This window comes from Oceanidesulfovibrio marinus, from assembly GCF_013085545.1.
GTDB lineage: Bacteria > Desulfobacterota > Desulfovibrionia > Desulfovibrionales > Desulfovibrionaceae > Oceanidesulfovibrio > Oceanidesulfovibrio marinus.
In genome coordinates, this window is the sequence record NZ_CP039543.1 from 3894624 (window position 1) to 3909225 (window position 14602).

Consider the following 14602-nt stretch of genomic DNA (forward strand, 5'->3'; position numbering starts at 1 on the left):
ACCAGTTGAAAGTCTTTGGAAAGGGGTTTGGGGAAAAGCCTTTCTTCAGAAAGGTTTTCCCCAAGCTCTTCTATCCAGAGGTGCTGGGTAGCTCGCCTTGCCCGGCCGCTTCTTCGCGTTCGAACATGTGGGCGAGGATGGCGTCGGACACGAGCATGCCGTGGCGGGTGAGGCGGAGGTAGCCATTGTTGATGCGCACGAGGTCCTTGTGAGAGAGGGCTTCCACCAGGGGCCGGTGGACCTCCATGAAGGCGCGGCCGGTGAGCATGCGGTAGCCGCGCAGGTTGAGCCCCCGCGTGGTGCGCAGCCTCAGCATGACCATTTCCTTGGTGCGCTCCTCGGGCGTGAGCTGCTCGGCTGTGGCGTCTAACTTTTTGGACGAGACGGCGTTGACGTAGACGCCGAGATCCGCCGGGTTGGCCCAGCGCCGGCCGCGTACGGTGGAGACGGCCGAGGGGCCCAGACCCAGGTAGTTCTTACCTTCCCAGTAGCCCAGGTTGTGGCGGCTCTGGAACCCAAGCTTGGAGAAGTTTGAGATCTCGTACTGCAGGAAGCCGTGCTCTTCGAGCAGGTCGGCACCGTAGAGGAACATCTTGGCGGTCTCCTGCTCGTCCGGCAGGGTGATGGAGCGGTCGAAACAGGCGCGCTCCAGCGGGGTGTCGGGCTCCACGGTGAGGGCGTAGCACGAGAGGTGCTGCGGGCAGAGCTCCAGCGCGGCGCGGATGGTGTCCAGCCAGATCTTGAGGCGTGTTCCGGGCAGGCCGAAGATGAGGTCGAGGTTGATGTTGCCGAAGCCGATCACGTGGGCCTGCTCGATGGCGCGGTAGACGTCGCGCACGCGGTGGCGGCGTCCCAGGGCGGCGAGCTGCGCGTTGTCCAGGCTCTGCACGCCCATGGAGAGCCGGGTGACGCCGATGTCCTTGATCGCCTGGAGGGTGTCCATGGCGCCGACGGTCTCGGGGTTGCCCTCGAAGGTCATCTCCACGTCGGGCTTGAGCGCGAAGTTGCGGCGGATGGAGGAGCCCAGGGCGTTGATGACGTTGGGCGGCAGGAGCGAGGGGGTGCCGCCGCCGAAGTAGACCGAGGAGACCGAGGGGCGGTCGTACACGTCGCCCCAGTGGGCCAGCTCCAGGAGCAGGGCGTCCACGTAGGACTCCATCTGCCCCGGCCCCGGCTGGTGGGAGTGGAAGCCGCAGTAGCCGCACTTGGAGCGGCAGAAGGGGACGTGGATATAGAGCAGCATGGGGGTGCTGGCGCGTTCAGGAAGCAGCGCCGGTTGTGGTCATGTGGTCCGGCCGTGGTGCCTCATGAGGAGGACACGTTGCGGAGGTCATTACGGAACCGTTCGAACTCACTGTACAAGCAGCCACAGTACTGCTGGCGGTAGATGCCCCATTCTTTGGAGGTCTCGATGCCCTGCTGCCAGCCGGTGCGGTAGTCCTCGTAATGGAAGACAGGGTCGCCGCCGCCGGCGATGTCCCGGCCCAGGCCGGCGATGGTCTCGTGCTTCTGGTGCTTGGAGTAGAGCAGGGTGGAGGTGAAGGCGTCGAACCGGCCGCGCTTGGCGATGGCGTGGGCGCGCTCCAGCCGCAGGGAGTAGCAGTGGAAGCAGCGATTGGCCTCGCGCTGGGCCACGGTGCGGAAGTAGAGCTGCGGGTCGTACTCGTCGTCCTTGTAGATGACGCGAAAACCCAGCCTGTCCGCTACTTCCCGCACCCCCTCGCGGCGTTTCAGGTACTCCGTGAGGGGGTGGATATTCGGGTTGTAGAAAAGGGCCGTGACTTCCCAGCCGGCGTCGAGCAGCCGCTCTGCCGGCACGATGGCGCAGGGGCCGCAGCACACATGAAGAAGGATGCGTCGGGATGGCATGGTGCGTCTGCCCTATGCGATCTCCACAGTGATCGTTGTCTGGAAGTCCTGCTCCAATTGCGTGAGCTTGTCCTTCTTGGTGTTGAGCAGGTAGAGGGCCAGCTCTTGCGGAGCCTTGTAGATGAGGCCGCTCTCGCGCGGGGGTTGCGCCCGAAGCTGCAGGTAGATGGACCTGAGGGCCTGGAGCGCCTGCCACTCCATGTTGCGGCGCATGCCGGAGCCGCCGCAGCAGGGGCAGGGCTCGGTGGAGACCGAGATGGCCGAGGAGCCGATGCGCTGGCGCACCACCTGGAGCAGGCCGAACTTGGTCATGCGGCCCACGTCGTGGCGCGCTCTGTCCACTTTCATGGACTGCTTCAGGGTTTTTTCCACGTCCTGGCACTGCTTGCGGTCCTTCATCTCGATGAAATCGATGACGATCTGGCCGCCCACGTCGCGCAGGCGGAGCTGCTGCGGAATGACCTCGGCCGCCTCCTTGTTGGTGCGGTAGGCCATTTCAGAAAACGAGGTCTTGCCGCTGACCTTGCCGGAGTTGATGTCCACGGCCATGAGCGCCTCGGCCTGGTCGAACACCAGCCGGCCACCGGAGGGCAGCACTACCTCGCGCGAGTATATCTGCTCAATCTGTTTGGTGATGTTGAACCGCTCGTACAACGTGCGCTCGACCGCGTCGTGCTCTTTGACCAGACTACCGCGGCGGGGGAAGATAAGGGCGGCGAACTTGGAGACCTCCTCGGCCGTTTCCTTGTCGTCCACCCAGACCTCGCCCACGTCCTCGGTGAGGTAATCGCGGATGGCGCGGGCAGCGAGGTCCGGTTCCTGGTAGATGAGCTCCGGCGCTGTGGACTCCTGGCCGGTCTTGCGCACGTCCTTCCAGAGCCGCTTGAGGAACTGGAGGTCCTTGGAAAGATTGGTCTTGCTGGCGCCCAGGCTGGCGGTGCGCACGATGCAGCCCAGTCCCTCGCCCACCTTGAGGCTGTCGATGATCTCCTTGAGTCGGGCGCGCTCCTTGTCGTCCTCCACCTTGCGGGACACGCCGATCTGCTCGCGGCCGGGGGTGATGACCAGATAGCGGCCGGGGATGGACAGATAGGTGGTGAGGAAGGCGCCCTTGGTGCCGGCCGGCTCCTTGACCACCTGGACGAGCAGCTCCTGGCCGGGCTTCAGAACTTTCTGCAACAGCGGGTACTTGTAACCCTTGGTGGAGTCGTGCGGCTGGTTATAGTACTCGGGGTGGACCTCATCCACCTGGAGGAAGCCGTTTTTCCCGGCGCCGTAGTTGATAAAGGCTGCCTGCAGGGAGGGGTCGATGTTGTGGATGACGCCGCGATAAATGTTGCCTTTGGTGCGGTGCTGGTGGAGCATCTCCACGTAAAATTCCTGAACCTTGCCATCTTCGGCGAGAACAACCTCTACCTGCTCACCGGGCAGGACGCTGATAAACATCTTGCGGCGAGTTTTTTTTGATCGAGCCATATGCTAACCTCTTGAAAAAATTATATAGAAAAACAAATTGGGCTGGCCCGATTCCGGGGCTGCCCGAAAAATTTCGTGTATCAGTGACGGACGCCGTAAAACGGTTCGCCGTCCTGCTCTGTTCTCCTTTTGATATGCCCTTGTTTCTCAAGGGTTTCAAGCGCGGAGACAATATGTTTACGGGAAATATCCAGCGCGCCGGAAAGCTGCGTGGCCGTCTGGGGGCGGCGTTTCAGCGAGGCGTGCACCGCGTCCTGCACGGCCTGCGGGTCGGCGGCGCGGGTGGCGGAATGCGTTGCGGGCGCGGTTCCCAGGCGCGGGCCGGCGTCCTGCGGCGTGGCGCACAGGGGGCACAGGGCCTCGCGCCAGCGTTGCAGGGTCTCGGCCGTGGCGGGCTGGGCCTCGGCATAGGCCCCGGGGCGCGAGAGGGTGACCACGTCCACGCGGTCCGGCGCAAGGCGCGGCACATAGGCCCTGAACAGCTCCAGGTCCTCGTCCGAGTCGTTCAGGCCGCGTGCGAGAAAGATTTCCAGAAAGAGCCGGCCGGCGAACTCCTTGCGGAAGGTCACCAGGGCCTCGGCCAGCTCGCCCACGGCCTGCTGACCGCCGGCAAAGAGGCGCGGGTTCGGCCGGTTGAGCGTGGCCAACGGCTCTGGCCGCAGGGAGTCCAGCGAGGGCAGCACGGCGTCGGCGTGGGCCAGCTCCGCCCGGACCTCGGGATCGGTCATCAAGGCCGAGTTGGTGAGCACCGCAACCGGCACGCCGGGGAGAATACGCCGCGCGCCGTCGATGATTGCCGGCATCTCGCTGTTCAGCGTGGGTTCGCCGGAGCCGCCGAGGGTGACGTAGTCCAGGGCCAGGTCCTGGTTGGCGCGCTTCCAGGCTTCGAGCTCGGCCAGGATGTCCGCAGCCGGCACATAGGGCTTGCGCTCCAGGGTGAGCTTTTCCGTACGGCCTACCTCGCAGTAGAGGCAGTCGAAGGTGCAGATGGCGGAGCCAAGAAGATCGAGACCAAGGGATCGCCCCAGCCGGCTGGATGCCACGGGGCCGAATATATACTGAAATGTCATGAGGTGCGGGATGGAGGTTGGCCGCAATGCGGCGTGCGATAAATCTGACCCAATACCAAGCTGATGCGTGTATCAATAACACGAATGACGCATTTGCGAAACACCCGCAGGGTGGGGTGGCGCGCACGCGTCGTGCTTGACTTCCTGCGCTCCAGCACTTACCCGGACATCCCATCATTACTGTAAGGAGAACACAGCCTATGGCCGCCAATCTCGCCGGCAAGCTCGCCATCCTCGTCAATCCCAAGGGCAAGCGCTATCTCAAGCGCGTTCTGGAGGAAGGTGAAATACACACCCACGACGGCGTCATCCCCATGGAGGAGGTGGCCCGCGCCGGCTATGGCAAGTCCGTGGCCACGCATAAGGGCAAGGTCTACCGCATCGTGCGGCCCACGCTGCACGATTTGGTCAAGGGCGTGAAGCGCCAGACCCAGATCATCTACCCCAAGGAGATCGGCTACATCTGCATGCGCCTCGGCATCGGCCCTGGCGTGCGGGTCATCGAGTCCGGCTCCGGCTCCGGCAGCCTCACCGTGGCGCTGTCCTGGTTCTGCGGAGATACTGGCCGCGTGTACACCTACGACCGCCGCGAGGAGTTCTCCAAGCTGTGCCGCCGCAACCTGGAGTGGGCCGGCGTGGGCCAGAACGTGGAGAGCCACGTCAAGGACATCGCCGAGGGCTTTGACCAAACCGACGTGGACGCGCTGTTCCTGGATGTGCGCACGCCCTGGGAGTACCTGGACCAGGCAGCCGCGGCGCTGGCTCCGGGCGCGCCCATCGGCTTTCTGCTGCCCACGGTGAACCAGGTGAGCGAGCTGCTGGCCGGGCTGGAGAAGGCCGAGTTCGAGGAGCCGGAAGTCCTGGAGATCCTCATCCGCCGCTGGAAAGCCAACCCGGAGCGCATGCGGCCCGACGACCGCATGGTAGCGCACACCGGTTTTCTGGTCTTTTCGCGCCGCAGCCTGGCCATGGAGGAGCCCATCCTGCCGGTTGAGGCCGAGGCCGTTTCCGAGGAAGCTGCCGGAGCAGACCAGCCGGCTGCCGGGCCCGCAGGGATGCCCGAAGACGCCGTTGAGCCCCGCCCGGACGAGACGCCAGCGCCGGAGAGCGAGCAGGGCGGGGACGAGCCCACGGAGTAGCAGGTTCCGGATGGACGATCCACGCCTCCGATAACGGGCGTAGCCTTCTCCTGATTCCGGAGCAGCCGCGGGCCGTTTTGCCCACCGGACGCATCGTCGCGCCCCCTCCGCGGGGCGTCGCCACCTGTGCGCTGGCCATGAGCACGGCCTGCCGGCGTATTCTTCCTCGTTCACGCGGTGGGATCACGCAGAAACGGGCCGTGCTCCGAAAAGTAGCCGCCTCCAAATATATTCATATATTTCACCATATTATATGAAAAAGCTTGCAATCCTGGTTGATCTGGTCTAAATCTTGCCGCTTCATGCCGCATTGCGAACCGTCCCCTGCAAGTATTCAGCAACAGGGAGTGAACCCTCATGACACGTAAAGACAGAACCGAAGGCATCTACAGCCGCCGCGAAGTGCTCGACGACAGCGAGCGCCGGCAGTATTATCTGATCCAGCTCAAAGAGCTGCTTCAGTACGCCTACCGTTACTCCGAAGATGTGAAAAAGCGCTTCGACCGCGCGCAGTTCCAGGTGGACAAGTTCCGCCAGCTCTCGGACCTCAAGCATATCCCCATCCTTAAGAAGAAAGAGCTCATCTTCCTGCAATCCATGGGTCCTCGCCTGGGCGGCCTGTTGACCAAGGATCTCGGCGAGCTCAAGCGCGTGTTCCTTTCTCCGGGTCCCATTTTCGACCCCGAGGACCGCAGCGACGACTACTGGGGATGGACTGAAGGCTTCTACGCCGCGGGCTTCCGTTCCGGCGACATCTCGCAGGTCACCTTCAATTACCATCTCACGCCGGCCGGCCTGATGTTCGAAGAGCCGCTGCGCAACCTGGGCTGCTCCGTGGTGCCTTCCGGCCCCGGCAACACCGCCACCCAGATCGAGATCATGCAGAAGCTGCGCGTGACCGGCTACATCGGCACGCCTTCCTACTTGGTGCACCTGGCCCAGAAGGCCGAGGAGTCCGGCCTGAACCTGCGCAAGGACATCTACCTGGAGGTCGCCTTTGTCACGGGCGAGAAGTTCTCCGAGAAGATGCGCAACCAGGTGGAGAAGAAGTTCGACCTGATCATGCGCCAGGGCTACGGCACTGCCGACGTGGGTTGCATCGGCTACGAGTGCTTCCACAAGAACGGACTGCACGTGGCCAACCGCACCTTTGTGGAAATCTGCCATCCCGACACCGGCATTCCGCTCAAGGACGGTGAGGTGGGCGAGATCGTGGTCACGGCCTTCAACAAGACCTACCCGCTTATCCGCCTGGCTACCGGCGACCTTTCCTACATCGACCGCGAGCCCTGCGCCTGCGGCCGCACCAGCCCGCGCCTGGGCAACATCGTGGGCCGCGTGGACACCACTGCCCGCATCAAGGGCATGTTCGTCTACCCGCACCAGGTGGAGCAGGTCATGGCCCGCTTCGAAGAGGTCAAACGCTGGCAGATCGAGGTCACCAACCCCGGTGGCATCGACGAGATGACCCTCTACGTGGAGGCCAGCAACTTCAAGCGCGAGGACGAGCTGCTGCACCTCTTCCGCGAGAAGATCAAGCTGCGTCCCGACCTCCAGGTCCTCGCCCCCGGCACCCTGCCCCCGCAGATCCGGCCCATCGAGGACAAGCGTAAATGGGATTAACGGCATTTCGAGCAGGCCTGCATGGGGGACAGAGTCCCCCATGCCCCCTGCCGGGGACCACTGGTCCCCGGACCCCAATATAGGGTCCAGGGAGCCATGCTCCCTGGCGGGAGCGCGAGGGCGGAGCCCTCGATCATGATGGATTACAAGTCTTACACCCAAGCTCTAAGATGCTTTCATAATATGAAGTATTCTGGGCTGTTTCCTTTTTTCCTCGCCATACTGACCCTCGCAGGCTGCGCCGCGCAGGGGTCGTACCGCACGCCGGAGGAGCGCACGGCTGCCGAGTCTATCGCACCGGGTGAGTTTTTTGTCGTGGAGCAGGGCCGCGCCGTGGCTTTGGGCAAAGCCGCCTTTCTGAAGCTGGCCGAGGACGCTGACTACATTCTCATCGGCGAGGGCCATCCCATCCGCTGCGACCACGAGGCCCAGGCCACGATCATGCGCTGGCTGGCGGCGTCGCTCACGTCCGGCCCGGCTGTGGCATTGGAGATGGTGGGCCTGGACCGGCAGGGCGACCTGGACGCCTTCCTTCGCGGGGAACTGAACGCCGGCGACCTGCGCGAGGCCCTGGACTGGAAGCGTACCTGGGGACACGACTTCTTCGCTTACGGGCCGGTGTTTGCGACGGCGGAGCAGTATCAGCTGCCGCTCTATGCCGCGAACCTGCCGCCGGGTGCTGCCTTTGCCTACGGCCGCGGCGGTGTGGACGCCGTGGCGCCGCTGCACCGGCAGTACCTGCCGCGGGCCATCATCCCGGCCGGCGAGGCCCAGCGCGAGGATCTGCGCAGCGTGTTCGAGCGGCACATGGCCATGATGAAAGCGCGACGGCCCGGCCAGAATGCGACCGCAGACGACACGGATAATGCGACGGTTGGCGCGCCCGAGGCCGGGAACGCGACACAGAATGCGATCCGAGACTCTTCGACCATTTCCAAGCAAGACAAGATGGATGAGGCCGCCCCGGCGGGCAACGGCACGGCGCCAGTCATGCAGACGCCGGCTCCGGAAGCGGCATCTCCGGGCCCTGGGCAGGCCAACGCAACAGCGCATCGACCAGACCCCGAGGCCATGTTCCACCAGTTCATCACCGTGCAGTCGTTGTGGGACACCGTGATGGCCGAGAACGCCGTGCGCGTGCGCCAGCTGGAGGGCTCACCCGTGGTGGTGCTGGCCGGCTCCGGCCACGTGGAGAACGGCTGGGGCATCGCCTTGCGGCTGCAGTCGCTGGACCCCGAGGCCAAGGTGCTGCTTGTCATGCCGTGGCGCGCGGACCCGGCCGTGGAGCTGCCGCCCGAAGCTTTGGGCGATGTGTTCTTCTCCTGCCCGCTGCCGCCCGGCGCGCGGACCATGGGCCCGCCCCCTGGCGCAACCGATGATTCGGAAACAGGCGATGCGGAGGGTTCCGGACCCGGAATGAATGAGCAGACGCCGGCCGCGACCCCCTCTCAGACACCGTCATCCGGAAACTGACTCCGGCAATGGGCAACGCGACAAGCCACACCTTCCGCCCCGCAACCCCGCAACCTGCCGCCAGCAACGATCATGCCTGAGCTTCCTGAAGTCGAAACCATTGCCCGGACCCTGGCCGGTGACCTTGAAGGCGCCGTGTTCGAGAATATTGAGGTGCGCCACATCTGCGCCCTGGAGCAGCCGCCCGAAGGTTTTGCGAAACGCCTGCGTGGCCGCCGCATCCTCAGCGTGGGCCGCCGCGGCAAGCTGCTCCTGCTCCTGCTCGACGGCGGCTACCTCTTTGCCTGCCACCTGCGCATGACCGGCCGGCTTTACGTGCCCCAACCGGACGACACGCCGGACAATCACACCCACCTCGTGTTCACCCTGCGCCGACCCGACGGTCGGACCTTCCCGCTTTTTTACCGCGATGTGCGCAAATTCGGAGCCTGCCGCGTGCACACCCCGGAAGAGCTCGCCTGCTGGCCGTTCTACGCCACCCTCGGGCCCGAGCCCCTGGCCATGTCCGCCGCCGACCTCGCCGCCCGCCTCGCGAACAAGCGCGGCCGCATCAAGGCTGTGCTCCTCGACCAGAAGGTCGTTGCCGGGCTCGGCAACATCTACGTGGACGAGGCCCTGTTCCGCGCCGGCATCCGGCCGGACGCCATTCCCGCCTCCCTGAGCAGGAAACGCGTGGCGCGTCTGCACAACGCCATTCAGGAGGTCCTTCAGGAAGCCATCGCCGGCTGCGGCTCCTCCATCCGCGACTACGTGGACGGCCGCGGCAACGCCGGCTCGTTCCAGAACTCCTTCCGCGTCTACGGCCGCGCCGGCCAACCCTGCACCGTGTGCAACACCCCCCTCGTCAAAGCCACCATCGCCGGCCGCACCACCGTCTACTGTCCGCACTGCCAGCAAAAGTAATGCGGGGGACGCCGTCCCCCACGCCCCCTGCCGGGGACCAGTGGTCCCCGGACCCCTAGTGTTGGGTCCAGGGAGCATGGCTCCCTGGCGGGGAGTTTGAGGGGCAGAGCCCCTCAATACATCCGCTGACAAAGGTCTTACAGCGTGAACTGGCCGTTTTCGTAGAGGGTGCGTTTCTCGCCGCCCGGCAGGGTGGCGGTGATGCGTTTGTCTTCGGTGTTGACGAGGTCCCAGTGCAGGGCCGAGGAGTTGAAGCCGAGAATGCGTTTGCGGTCGGCGTCCAGGCTGGCCGGGTCGCCGGCGTAGGCATTGGAGTAGGATTGGCCGAGAGCGAGGTGGCAGCTGCCGTGCTCGCCGCCGTAGTTTTCGTCGTACAGGGTATTGGCCATGAAGCGGTTGATGGGAGAGAAGCGTTTGTCCACCAGGGCGAACTCGCCAACCTTGTTGGAGCCCTGATCCATGACGAGCTGGTTGTGGGCGCTGGGCTGACCTTCGGCGGCTGTGATGTCGAGGGCCTCGCCCATGCGGAACTCCAGCCGGACGCCCTGGACGCGTGCGCCGGCAGCAAAGGTGGCCTGGTCGGCGTAGTACACGCCTTCCACGGTGCGCCAGTCCGGGGAAGTGTAGAACTCGAAGCTGGGGATGTTGCGTCCGGTGAGCGCGACCCAGGTGCGGCGCTCGCCCAGGGACAGGAGCAGGTCGGCGCGTTTGGACTGCAGGCGCAGGGTCTGGATGTCCAGGCCATTCAGCCAGTTGACGATTTCGCGCGCATCCTTCTGGAAGAGCTTCCACTGGGTCACGGGCGTGCCGTCGGGCAGCTTGCACGCCTTGCGCACCTGCTCGGTGTACTCGCCCAGGCTGAGCCCGGCCAGGGAAGCGAGCCCTTCGGTGGGGTAGATGCCCAGGGTGGAGCCGAAGTCGCCCAGCTCTTCGCGGCGGTTGAGGATGACCCGCAGGGGCCGCAGCGACTTGGTGTGCATGGTCATCTGCTCGGGATCGATGGTGAACAGGTGGGTGCGCGAGCTGGGGCCGAGGATGTGGACCAGGCCGTTGAGCTGTGAGTAGAGCTCGTTTTCGCCGGGAATCTCGTAGGTGATCCGCTTGTTGTTGGCGTGCTTGTAGAAGTCGTACTCCATGCGGCAGGAGGGTTTGGCGCGGACAACGGGGATGCGGCCCATCTCGTGGAGCAGGCCTGTCACGGCCTCGGCCAGGGGCAGGGCTTCCACGTCGTAGCGGACCAGAACAAGGTCGCTCTTCTTGAACTTTCCCTTACGCGCGACGGAAAGCCCCCAGAGCAGGACCTCGGCGTACTTTTCAAGCTCGATCTCAGAGAACACGGACGGGGAGTAGGCGGGCATGGTCATCTCGTCTCCATGGTTGGCAGGAAGCAACCAATCTGCGCCAAGCCGCGGGATTTTGCAAATGCGTGTTGGGAAAATCAGCCGGTGCATTATCTCCGGAATTGGACGCAGCCGACCCCGAATGCATGCCGCCGGAGAGCATGGGGTTCCCCCAGGCCAGGGGAATCCGCCTATCGGGCGGCGTAGAGCTCCGGCCCGATAAGGATTTCCACACGCCGGTTCTTGGACCGTCCCTCGGCCGTGTCGTTGCCCGCAATGGGGTGGTGCGCGGCCAGCCCGGTCACGGCGATGCGCGAGGGGTCGATGGAGCTGTGGGCCAGCAGGAACCGGGCGACGGCGGCGGCGCGTGCAGCGGAGAGCTCCCAGTTGGACGGGTATTGGGAGTGGTGCTCGGTGGAGATGGGCACGCTGTCCGTGTGGCCGATGATGTACACGGTGTGGCCGGGAACAGGAGTCAGGTGCTGGGCCAGCTCGGTGAGGAGCTGCCTGCCTTTGGGCCGGAGACTGCTGCTGCCGGGGCCGAAGAGAATTTCGCCGAGGATGTTGATGGACAGGCGGTCCTCGCTGTCCGTGATAATAATGTCCTGATCGCTGTGCTCTCCAGGCGCCGACTTGGCCAGGGCCTGATACCTGGTCCGCATCTCCGCCAGTGATTGCCGGAGATTGTCCAGCATGCCCTGGTAGTTGGCTTTCATGTCTTGCATGTGCCGAGCCATGTCCCGGACGTCGGAGGAGGCGCCGGGTTGTTGCCGGCATGCTTCGAGCTCGGCGTTGACGATATCCAGGCGGCTTTCCAGCTTGGCCGCGCGTTGGCTCGACTCGGAAGACTCCTGTTTGGAGAGAACACTGCCGTACAGATATCCGAGCAGAGCAAGCGCAAGCAGCAGAATACCTATGACAACCTTATACGGGGTTGCGGCGGGGGGAGAGCTCTTCGGCATGAAACACTCCGTGTCGGCGTTGGAAGGTTGGACCGACCGGCGAAGCGGCGATGCGACTGTCCAGGACCGGGTGCTGGAAAGCAGCGTACGGCATCGGCGGAGATGCTGCAAGAACAGGCGGTTATGCGGCAACACAAATCAGAGCCGCCAGAGGGGCAAAGACCTGTGCGCTGTCGGAAAAACTCTGTGGATTTGTAGAGAATTGCGCATCTTGAAGTGGCCGCAGAAGAAGACGCGCGTTCAGCGGCGTAGCCCGGCGCGGGTAGGCCCGGGTACAGGGGGGCGGCTGATGCGGCCGGTCCGCTCCGGCAAAGATATCAGCCGGCGGCCGGCTGGGCGCCGCCGTACAGTGCCGGTCCGATAAGGATCTCCACCCGGCGGTTTTTGGCGCGGCCCTCGGCCGTGTCGTTGTCGGCAATGGGGTGGTTCTCGGCCATGCCCATCACGGCCACGCGCTCCGGCGCGAGTTCGCTCTTGGCCAGAATGAAACGCGCCACCGATGCGGCTCGCGCCGCAGAAAGGTCCCAGTTGGAGGGGAATATCTCGCGGAACTGCTCGCCGATGGGCACGGTGTCGGTATGGCCGATGACGTAGACCACGTCGCCGGGGGCCGGGGAGAGGTTCTGGGCGATGCTCTCCAGGAGCTGCCTGCCTTCGGGCCGCAGCCGCCGGCTGCCCAGGCTGAAAAGGATCTCGCCCAGGATGTTGATGGACAGGCGGTCCTCAATCTGCTCGATGACCACGCTTTTCTCGTCGATCTCCTTGCGCAGCGAGTCCACGAGGTTCTGGTACTCGGATTTCATGTCCCGCAGGGTGGACTGCAGCTCGGAGCGGCCCTGTGCCGCCTCGGTGCGGGCCTCCTGGCATGCAGCCAGCTGGTCTGCAGCGTCCTGCTTCTCCTGCTGCAACGTGGCAATTCGCCCGGCCATGGCGTCCTTTTCGGATTGGAGCGCGCCGACATTCTGTTGCAGCGCGGCTTTCTCCTGGCTGCACTCCTGCATGGCGGCGTCCTCTTCTTGGGTGGCGTTTCCGGCCGATGCGGCGGACTGGGCGCGGGCCGCATCGAGCTGCGCGCGCAGGGAGGCGATCTCGGACCGGGCCTGGTCCAGGGCAGTGGTGGCGTTGTCCGCAGCCTGGCGGCAGGCGTCCAGCTCAGCCTGCGACGCCTGGAGCGTAGCATTAACCGCCGCATTATCAGTAGCGTTGGCTGCGGAAGCTTCCAGCGCGGCAATACGCTGCTGCGCGTCCCGGAGCCTGGTTTCGGTCTGTTCAAGCTGCTCCCGGCAGGTGGCCAGGGCCTGCTCGGCCTCGCTTTGTATCTGCGATTGCCGCCGGCTGTTCTCGGCCATGAAGCGTTCGAGGTCCGCCTTGGATGTCTCGGTCTCGGAGCGCATGCGTTCGAGATCGGCCTGCATCTGGTCGAGCTGGCCGCTCAGGTCGGCAATGGTCCGGTTCGCCTCGGCGAGCTGGCTTTTGCTGGGAGCGCTTATGTAGAAAAAGCCGAGCACGGCGGCTGCGAGCAGGAGGATGACGATGATGGTGATGGACAGGAAGGACGACCTGGGCGTGTTCTCCGGCATGGAGCTCTCCGTGGATGGGGGGCAGGGGCGCGGCCGGCGATGCAGCGTGCCTTGTGCCGAAACCGATTCCGGTCAGCGTACGACACGTGGCCGGAAGTGGCAATGGATTGCGGGTTACGACGCGGTGACAAATGCCGTGGCAAGCCGGTTTTGCCTGTTCACGTGCGGGGCGCCCCCTTTTCACCAGCGATGTTTTCACGCTATGGTCGTGCATGGCTGCGCGCAGGGGGATGGCGGAGTTGGGGGCACGCATTCACCGAGCACCGGACCGGCCGCATGAAGCATGCGGCGCCGAGGAGGAGTAATGGTCATACGCTGTTGGGGCGCCCGCGGCTCCATCGCCGTGTCAGGAGAAGAGTACCTCCGCTACGGCGGCGACACCACCTGTATCGAGATCCGCACGTCTGCGGACGACATTCTCATCGTGGATGCCGGCACGGGCATCCGCCGCCTGGGCAACTCCCTTCTCGCCGAAGGCCGGCATAAGTTCAGCATGATTTTCACCCACGCGCACTGGGACCACATCCTCGGCTTTCCGTTCTTCAAGCCCTTGCACCGCAAGGAGTCGTCCATCGACGTGTACGGTTGCCCCATGGAAACGGGCGACATGCAGACCCTTTTGGCCCAGACCATGTCGGCGCCGCATTTTCCTGTGCCATACGACGAGATCCACGCGCAGATTAACTACCACCCCCGTTGCGAGACCGGCCGCGCCCACGACATCCTGGGCCTCACGGTGGAGTCCATACCGCTCAGCCATCCCAACCTGGGACTGGGGTACAAGTTCACGGAAGCGGGCAAGACCTTTGTCTTTCTCACGGACAATGAGCTCGGTTACGTCCATCCGGGCGGCCGGTCGTTCGAGGAGTATGTTGAGTTCTGCCGCGGCGCGGATTTTCTGATCCATGACGCCGAGTACACCGACGCGGATTATCAGCGCGCGCGCAAGTGGGGCCACTCCACATACGCCGGGGCCATGCAGCTTGCCCTGGCCGCCGGGGTGGAGCACTTTGGCCTGTTCCACCACAACCAGGACCGCACGGACAGCGAGGTAGACGCCATGGTGGAGGCGTGTCGGAAGATAGCCGCCGATGCGGGCCAGCCCATACGCTGCTTCGCCGTTACCCAGAATATGGATATTTCGTTGTAGCCTTTTTGGTCCGTTCC

General features: G+C 64.5%; 12 protein-coding genes. 5 read left to right on the top strand and 7 right to left on the bottom strand.

The window, feature by feature from the left end:
* Positions 1 to 70: 70 nt before the first annotated feature.
* The 4 genes from hemW to E8L03_RS17195 form a co-directional block, all read right to left on the bottom strand.
* Positions 71 to 1243 (bottom strand): radical SAM family heme chaperone HemW, encoded by a 1173-nt coding sequence (hemW, locus tag E8L03_RS17180; protein ID WP_171268010.1) that lies wholly within the window; start codon positions 1241 to 1243, stop codon positions 71 to 73.
* A gap of 62 nt (positions 1244 to 1305) precedes the next feature.
* The gene (locus tag E8L03_RS17185; protein WP_144305233.1) at positions 1306 to 1869 is read right to left on the bottom strand and encodes an epoxyqueuosine reductase QueH; all 564 of its coding nucleotides are present in this window, start codon (positions 1867 to 1869) and stop codon (positions 1306 to 1308) included.
* 12 nt (positions 1870 to 1881) lie between these two features.
* Complete coding sequence (locus E8L03_RS17190; protein ID WP_171268011.1) at positions 1882 to 3345, bottom strand: Rne/Rng family ribonuclease; 1464 nt, start codon at positions 3343 to 3345, stop codon at positions 1882 to 1884.
* Between the two features lie 80 nt (positions 3346 to 3425).
* Positions 3426 to 4415: a radical SAM protein gene (locus E8L03_RS17195; protein WP_171268012.1), complete on the bottom strand. Its 990-nt coding sequence runs from the start codon at positions 4413 to 4415 to the stop codon at positions 3426 to 3428.
* 200 nt (positions 4416 to 4615) lie between these two features.
* Between E8L03_RS17195 and E8L03_RS17200 the strand changes: the two genes are divergently transcribed.
* The 4 genes from E8L03_RS17200 (at position 4616) to mutM (ending at position 9553) form a co-directional block, all read left to right on the top strand.
* Positions 4616 to 5554: a tRNA (adenine-N1)-methyltransferase gene (locus tag E8L03_RS17200; protein ID WP_144305230.1), complete on the top strand. Its 939-nt coding sequence runs from the start codon at positions 4616 to 4618 to the stop codon at positions 5552 to 5554.
* A gap of 357 nt (positions 5555 to 5911) precedes the next feature.
* Positions 5912 to 7177: a phenylacetate--CoA ligase family protein gene (locus E8L03_RS17205; protein WP_144305229.1), complete on the top strand. Its 1266-nt coding sequence runs from the start codon at positions 5912 to 5914 to the stop codon at positions 7175 to 7177.
* Positions 7178 to 7360: 183 nt separating this feature from the next.
* On the top strand, positions 7361 to 8650 hold the full coding sequence (locus E8L03_RS17210; protein ID WP_171268013.1) for a ChaN family lipoprotein: 1290 nt from the start codon (positions 7361 to 7363) through the stop codon (positions 8648 to 8650).
* A gap of 72 nt (positions 8651 to 8722) precedes the next feature.
* Entirely contained in the window at positions 8723 to 9553 is an 831-nt protein-coding gene (gene mutM / locus E8L03_RS17215) for a bifunctional DNA-formamidopyrimidine glycosylase/DNA-(apurinic or apyrimidinic site) lyase (RefSeq protein WP_171268014.1), read from the top strand.
* 137 nt (positions 9554 to 9690) lie between these two features.
* Here the strand turns inward: mutM and E8L03_RS17220 are convergent, their stop codons facing one another.
* From E8L03_RS17220 to E8L03_RS17230, 3 genes are all read right to left on the bottom strand, one after another.
* On the bottom strand, positions 9691 to 10917 hold the full coding sequence (locus E8L03_RS17220) for an aminopeptidase (protein WP_235896583.1): 1227 nt from the start codon (positions 10915 to 10917) through the stop codon (positions 9691 to 9693).
* A gap of 167 nt (positions 10918 to 11084) precedes the next feature.
* Positions 11085 to 11855 (bottom strand): OmpA/MotB family protein, encoded by a 771-nt coding sequence (locus E8L03_RS17225; protein WP_171268015.1) that lies wholly within the window; start codon positions 11853 to 11855, stop codon positions 11085 to 11087.
* 317 nt (positions 11856 to 12172) lie between these two features.
* Positions 12173 to 13435 carry an OmpA family protein gene (locus tag E8L03_RS17230; RefSeq protein WP_171268016.1) on the bottom strand — a complete coding sequence of 421 codons (1263 nt, stop codon included), beginning with the start codon at positions 13433 to 13435 and terminating at the stop codon, positions 12173 to 12175.
* A gap of 304 nt (positions 13436 to 13739) precedes the next feature.
* Between E8L03_RS17230 and E8L03_RS17235 the strand changes: the two genes are divergently transcribed.
* Positions 13740 to 14585: an MBL fold metallo-hydrolase gene (locus tag E8L03_RS17235; protein WP_144305224.1), complete on the top strand. Its 846-nt coding sequence runs from the start codon at positions 13740 to 13742 to the stop codon at positions 14583 to 14585.
* Positions 14586 to 14602: the final 17 nt, after the last annotated feature.

Coding starts and splice junctions, on each gene's coding strand:
- hemW (WP_171268010.1), bottom strand. CDS start 1,243: ATGCTGCTCTATATCCACGTCCCCTTCTGCCGCTCCAAGTGCGGCTAC.
- E8L03_RS17185 (WP_144305233.1), bottom strand. CDS start 1,869: ATGCCATCCCGACGCATCCTTCTTCATGTGTGCTGCGGCCCCTGCGCC.
- E8L03_RS17190 (WP_171268011.1), bottom strand. CDS start 3,345: ATGGCTCGATCAAAAAAAACTCGCCGCAAGATGTTTATCAGCGTCCTG.
- E8L03_RS17195 (WP_171268012.1), bottom strand. CDS start 4,415: ATGACATTTCAGTATATATTCGGCCCCGTGGCATCCAGCCGGCTGGGG.
- E8L03_RS17200 (WP_144305230.1), top strand. CDS start 4,616: ATGGCCGCCAATCTCGCCGGCAAGCTCGCCATCCTCGTCAATCCCAAG.
- E8L03_RS17205 (WP_144305229.1), top strand. CDS start 5,912: ATGACACGTAAAGACAGAACCGAAGGCATCTACAGCCGCCGCGAAGTG.
- E8L03_RS17210 (WP_171268013.1), top strand. CDS start 7,361: ATGAAGTATTCTGGGCTGTTTCCTTTTTTCCTCGCCATACTGACCCTC.
- mutM (WP_171268014.1), top strand. CDS start 8,723: ATGCCTGAGCTTCCTGAAGTCGAAACCATTGCCCGGACCCTGGCCGGT.
- E8L03_RS17220 (WP_235896583.1), bottom strand. CDS start 10,917: ATGACCATGCCCGCCTACTCCCCGTCCGTGTTCTCTGAGATCGAGCTT.
- E8L03_RS17225 (WP_171268015.1), bottom strand. CDS start 11,855: ATGCCGAAGAGCTCTCCCCCCGCCGCAACCCCGTATAAGGTTGTCATA.
- E8L03_RS17230 (WP_171268016.1), bottom strand. CDS start 13,435: ATGCCGGAGAACACGCCCAGGTCGTCCTTCCTGTCCATCACCATCATC.
- E8L03_RS17235 (WP_144305224.1), top strand. CDS start 13,740: ATGGTCATACGCTGTTGGGGCGCCCGCGGCTCCATCGCCGTGTCAGGA.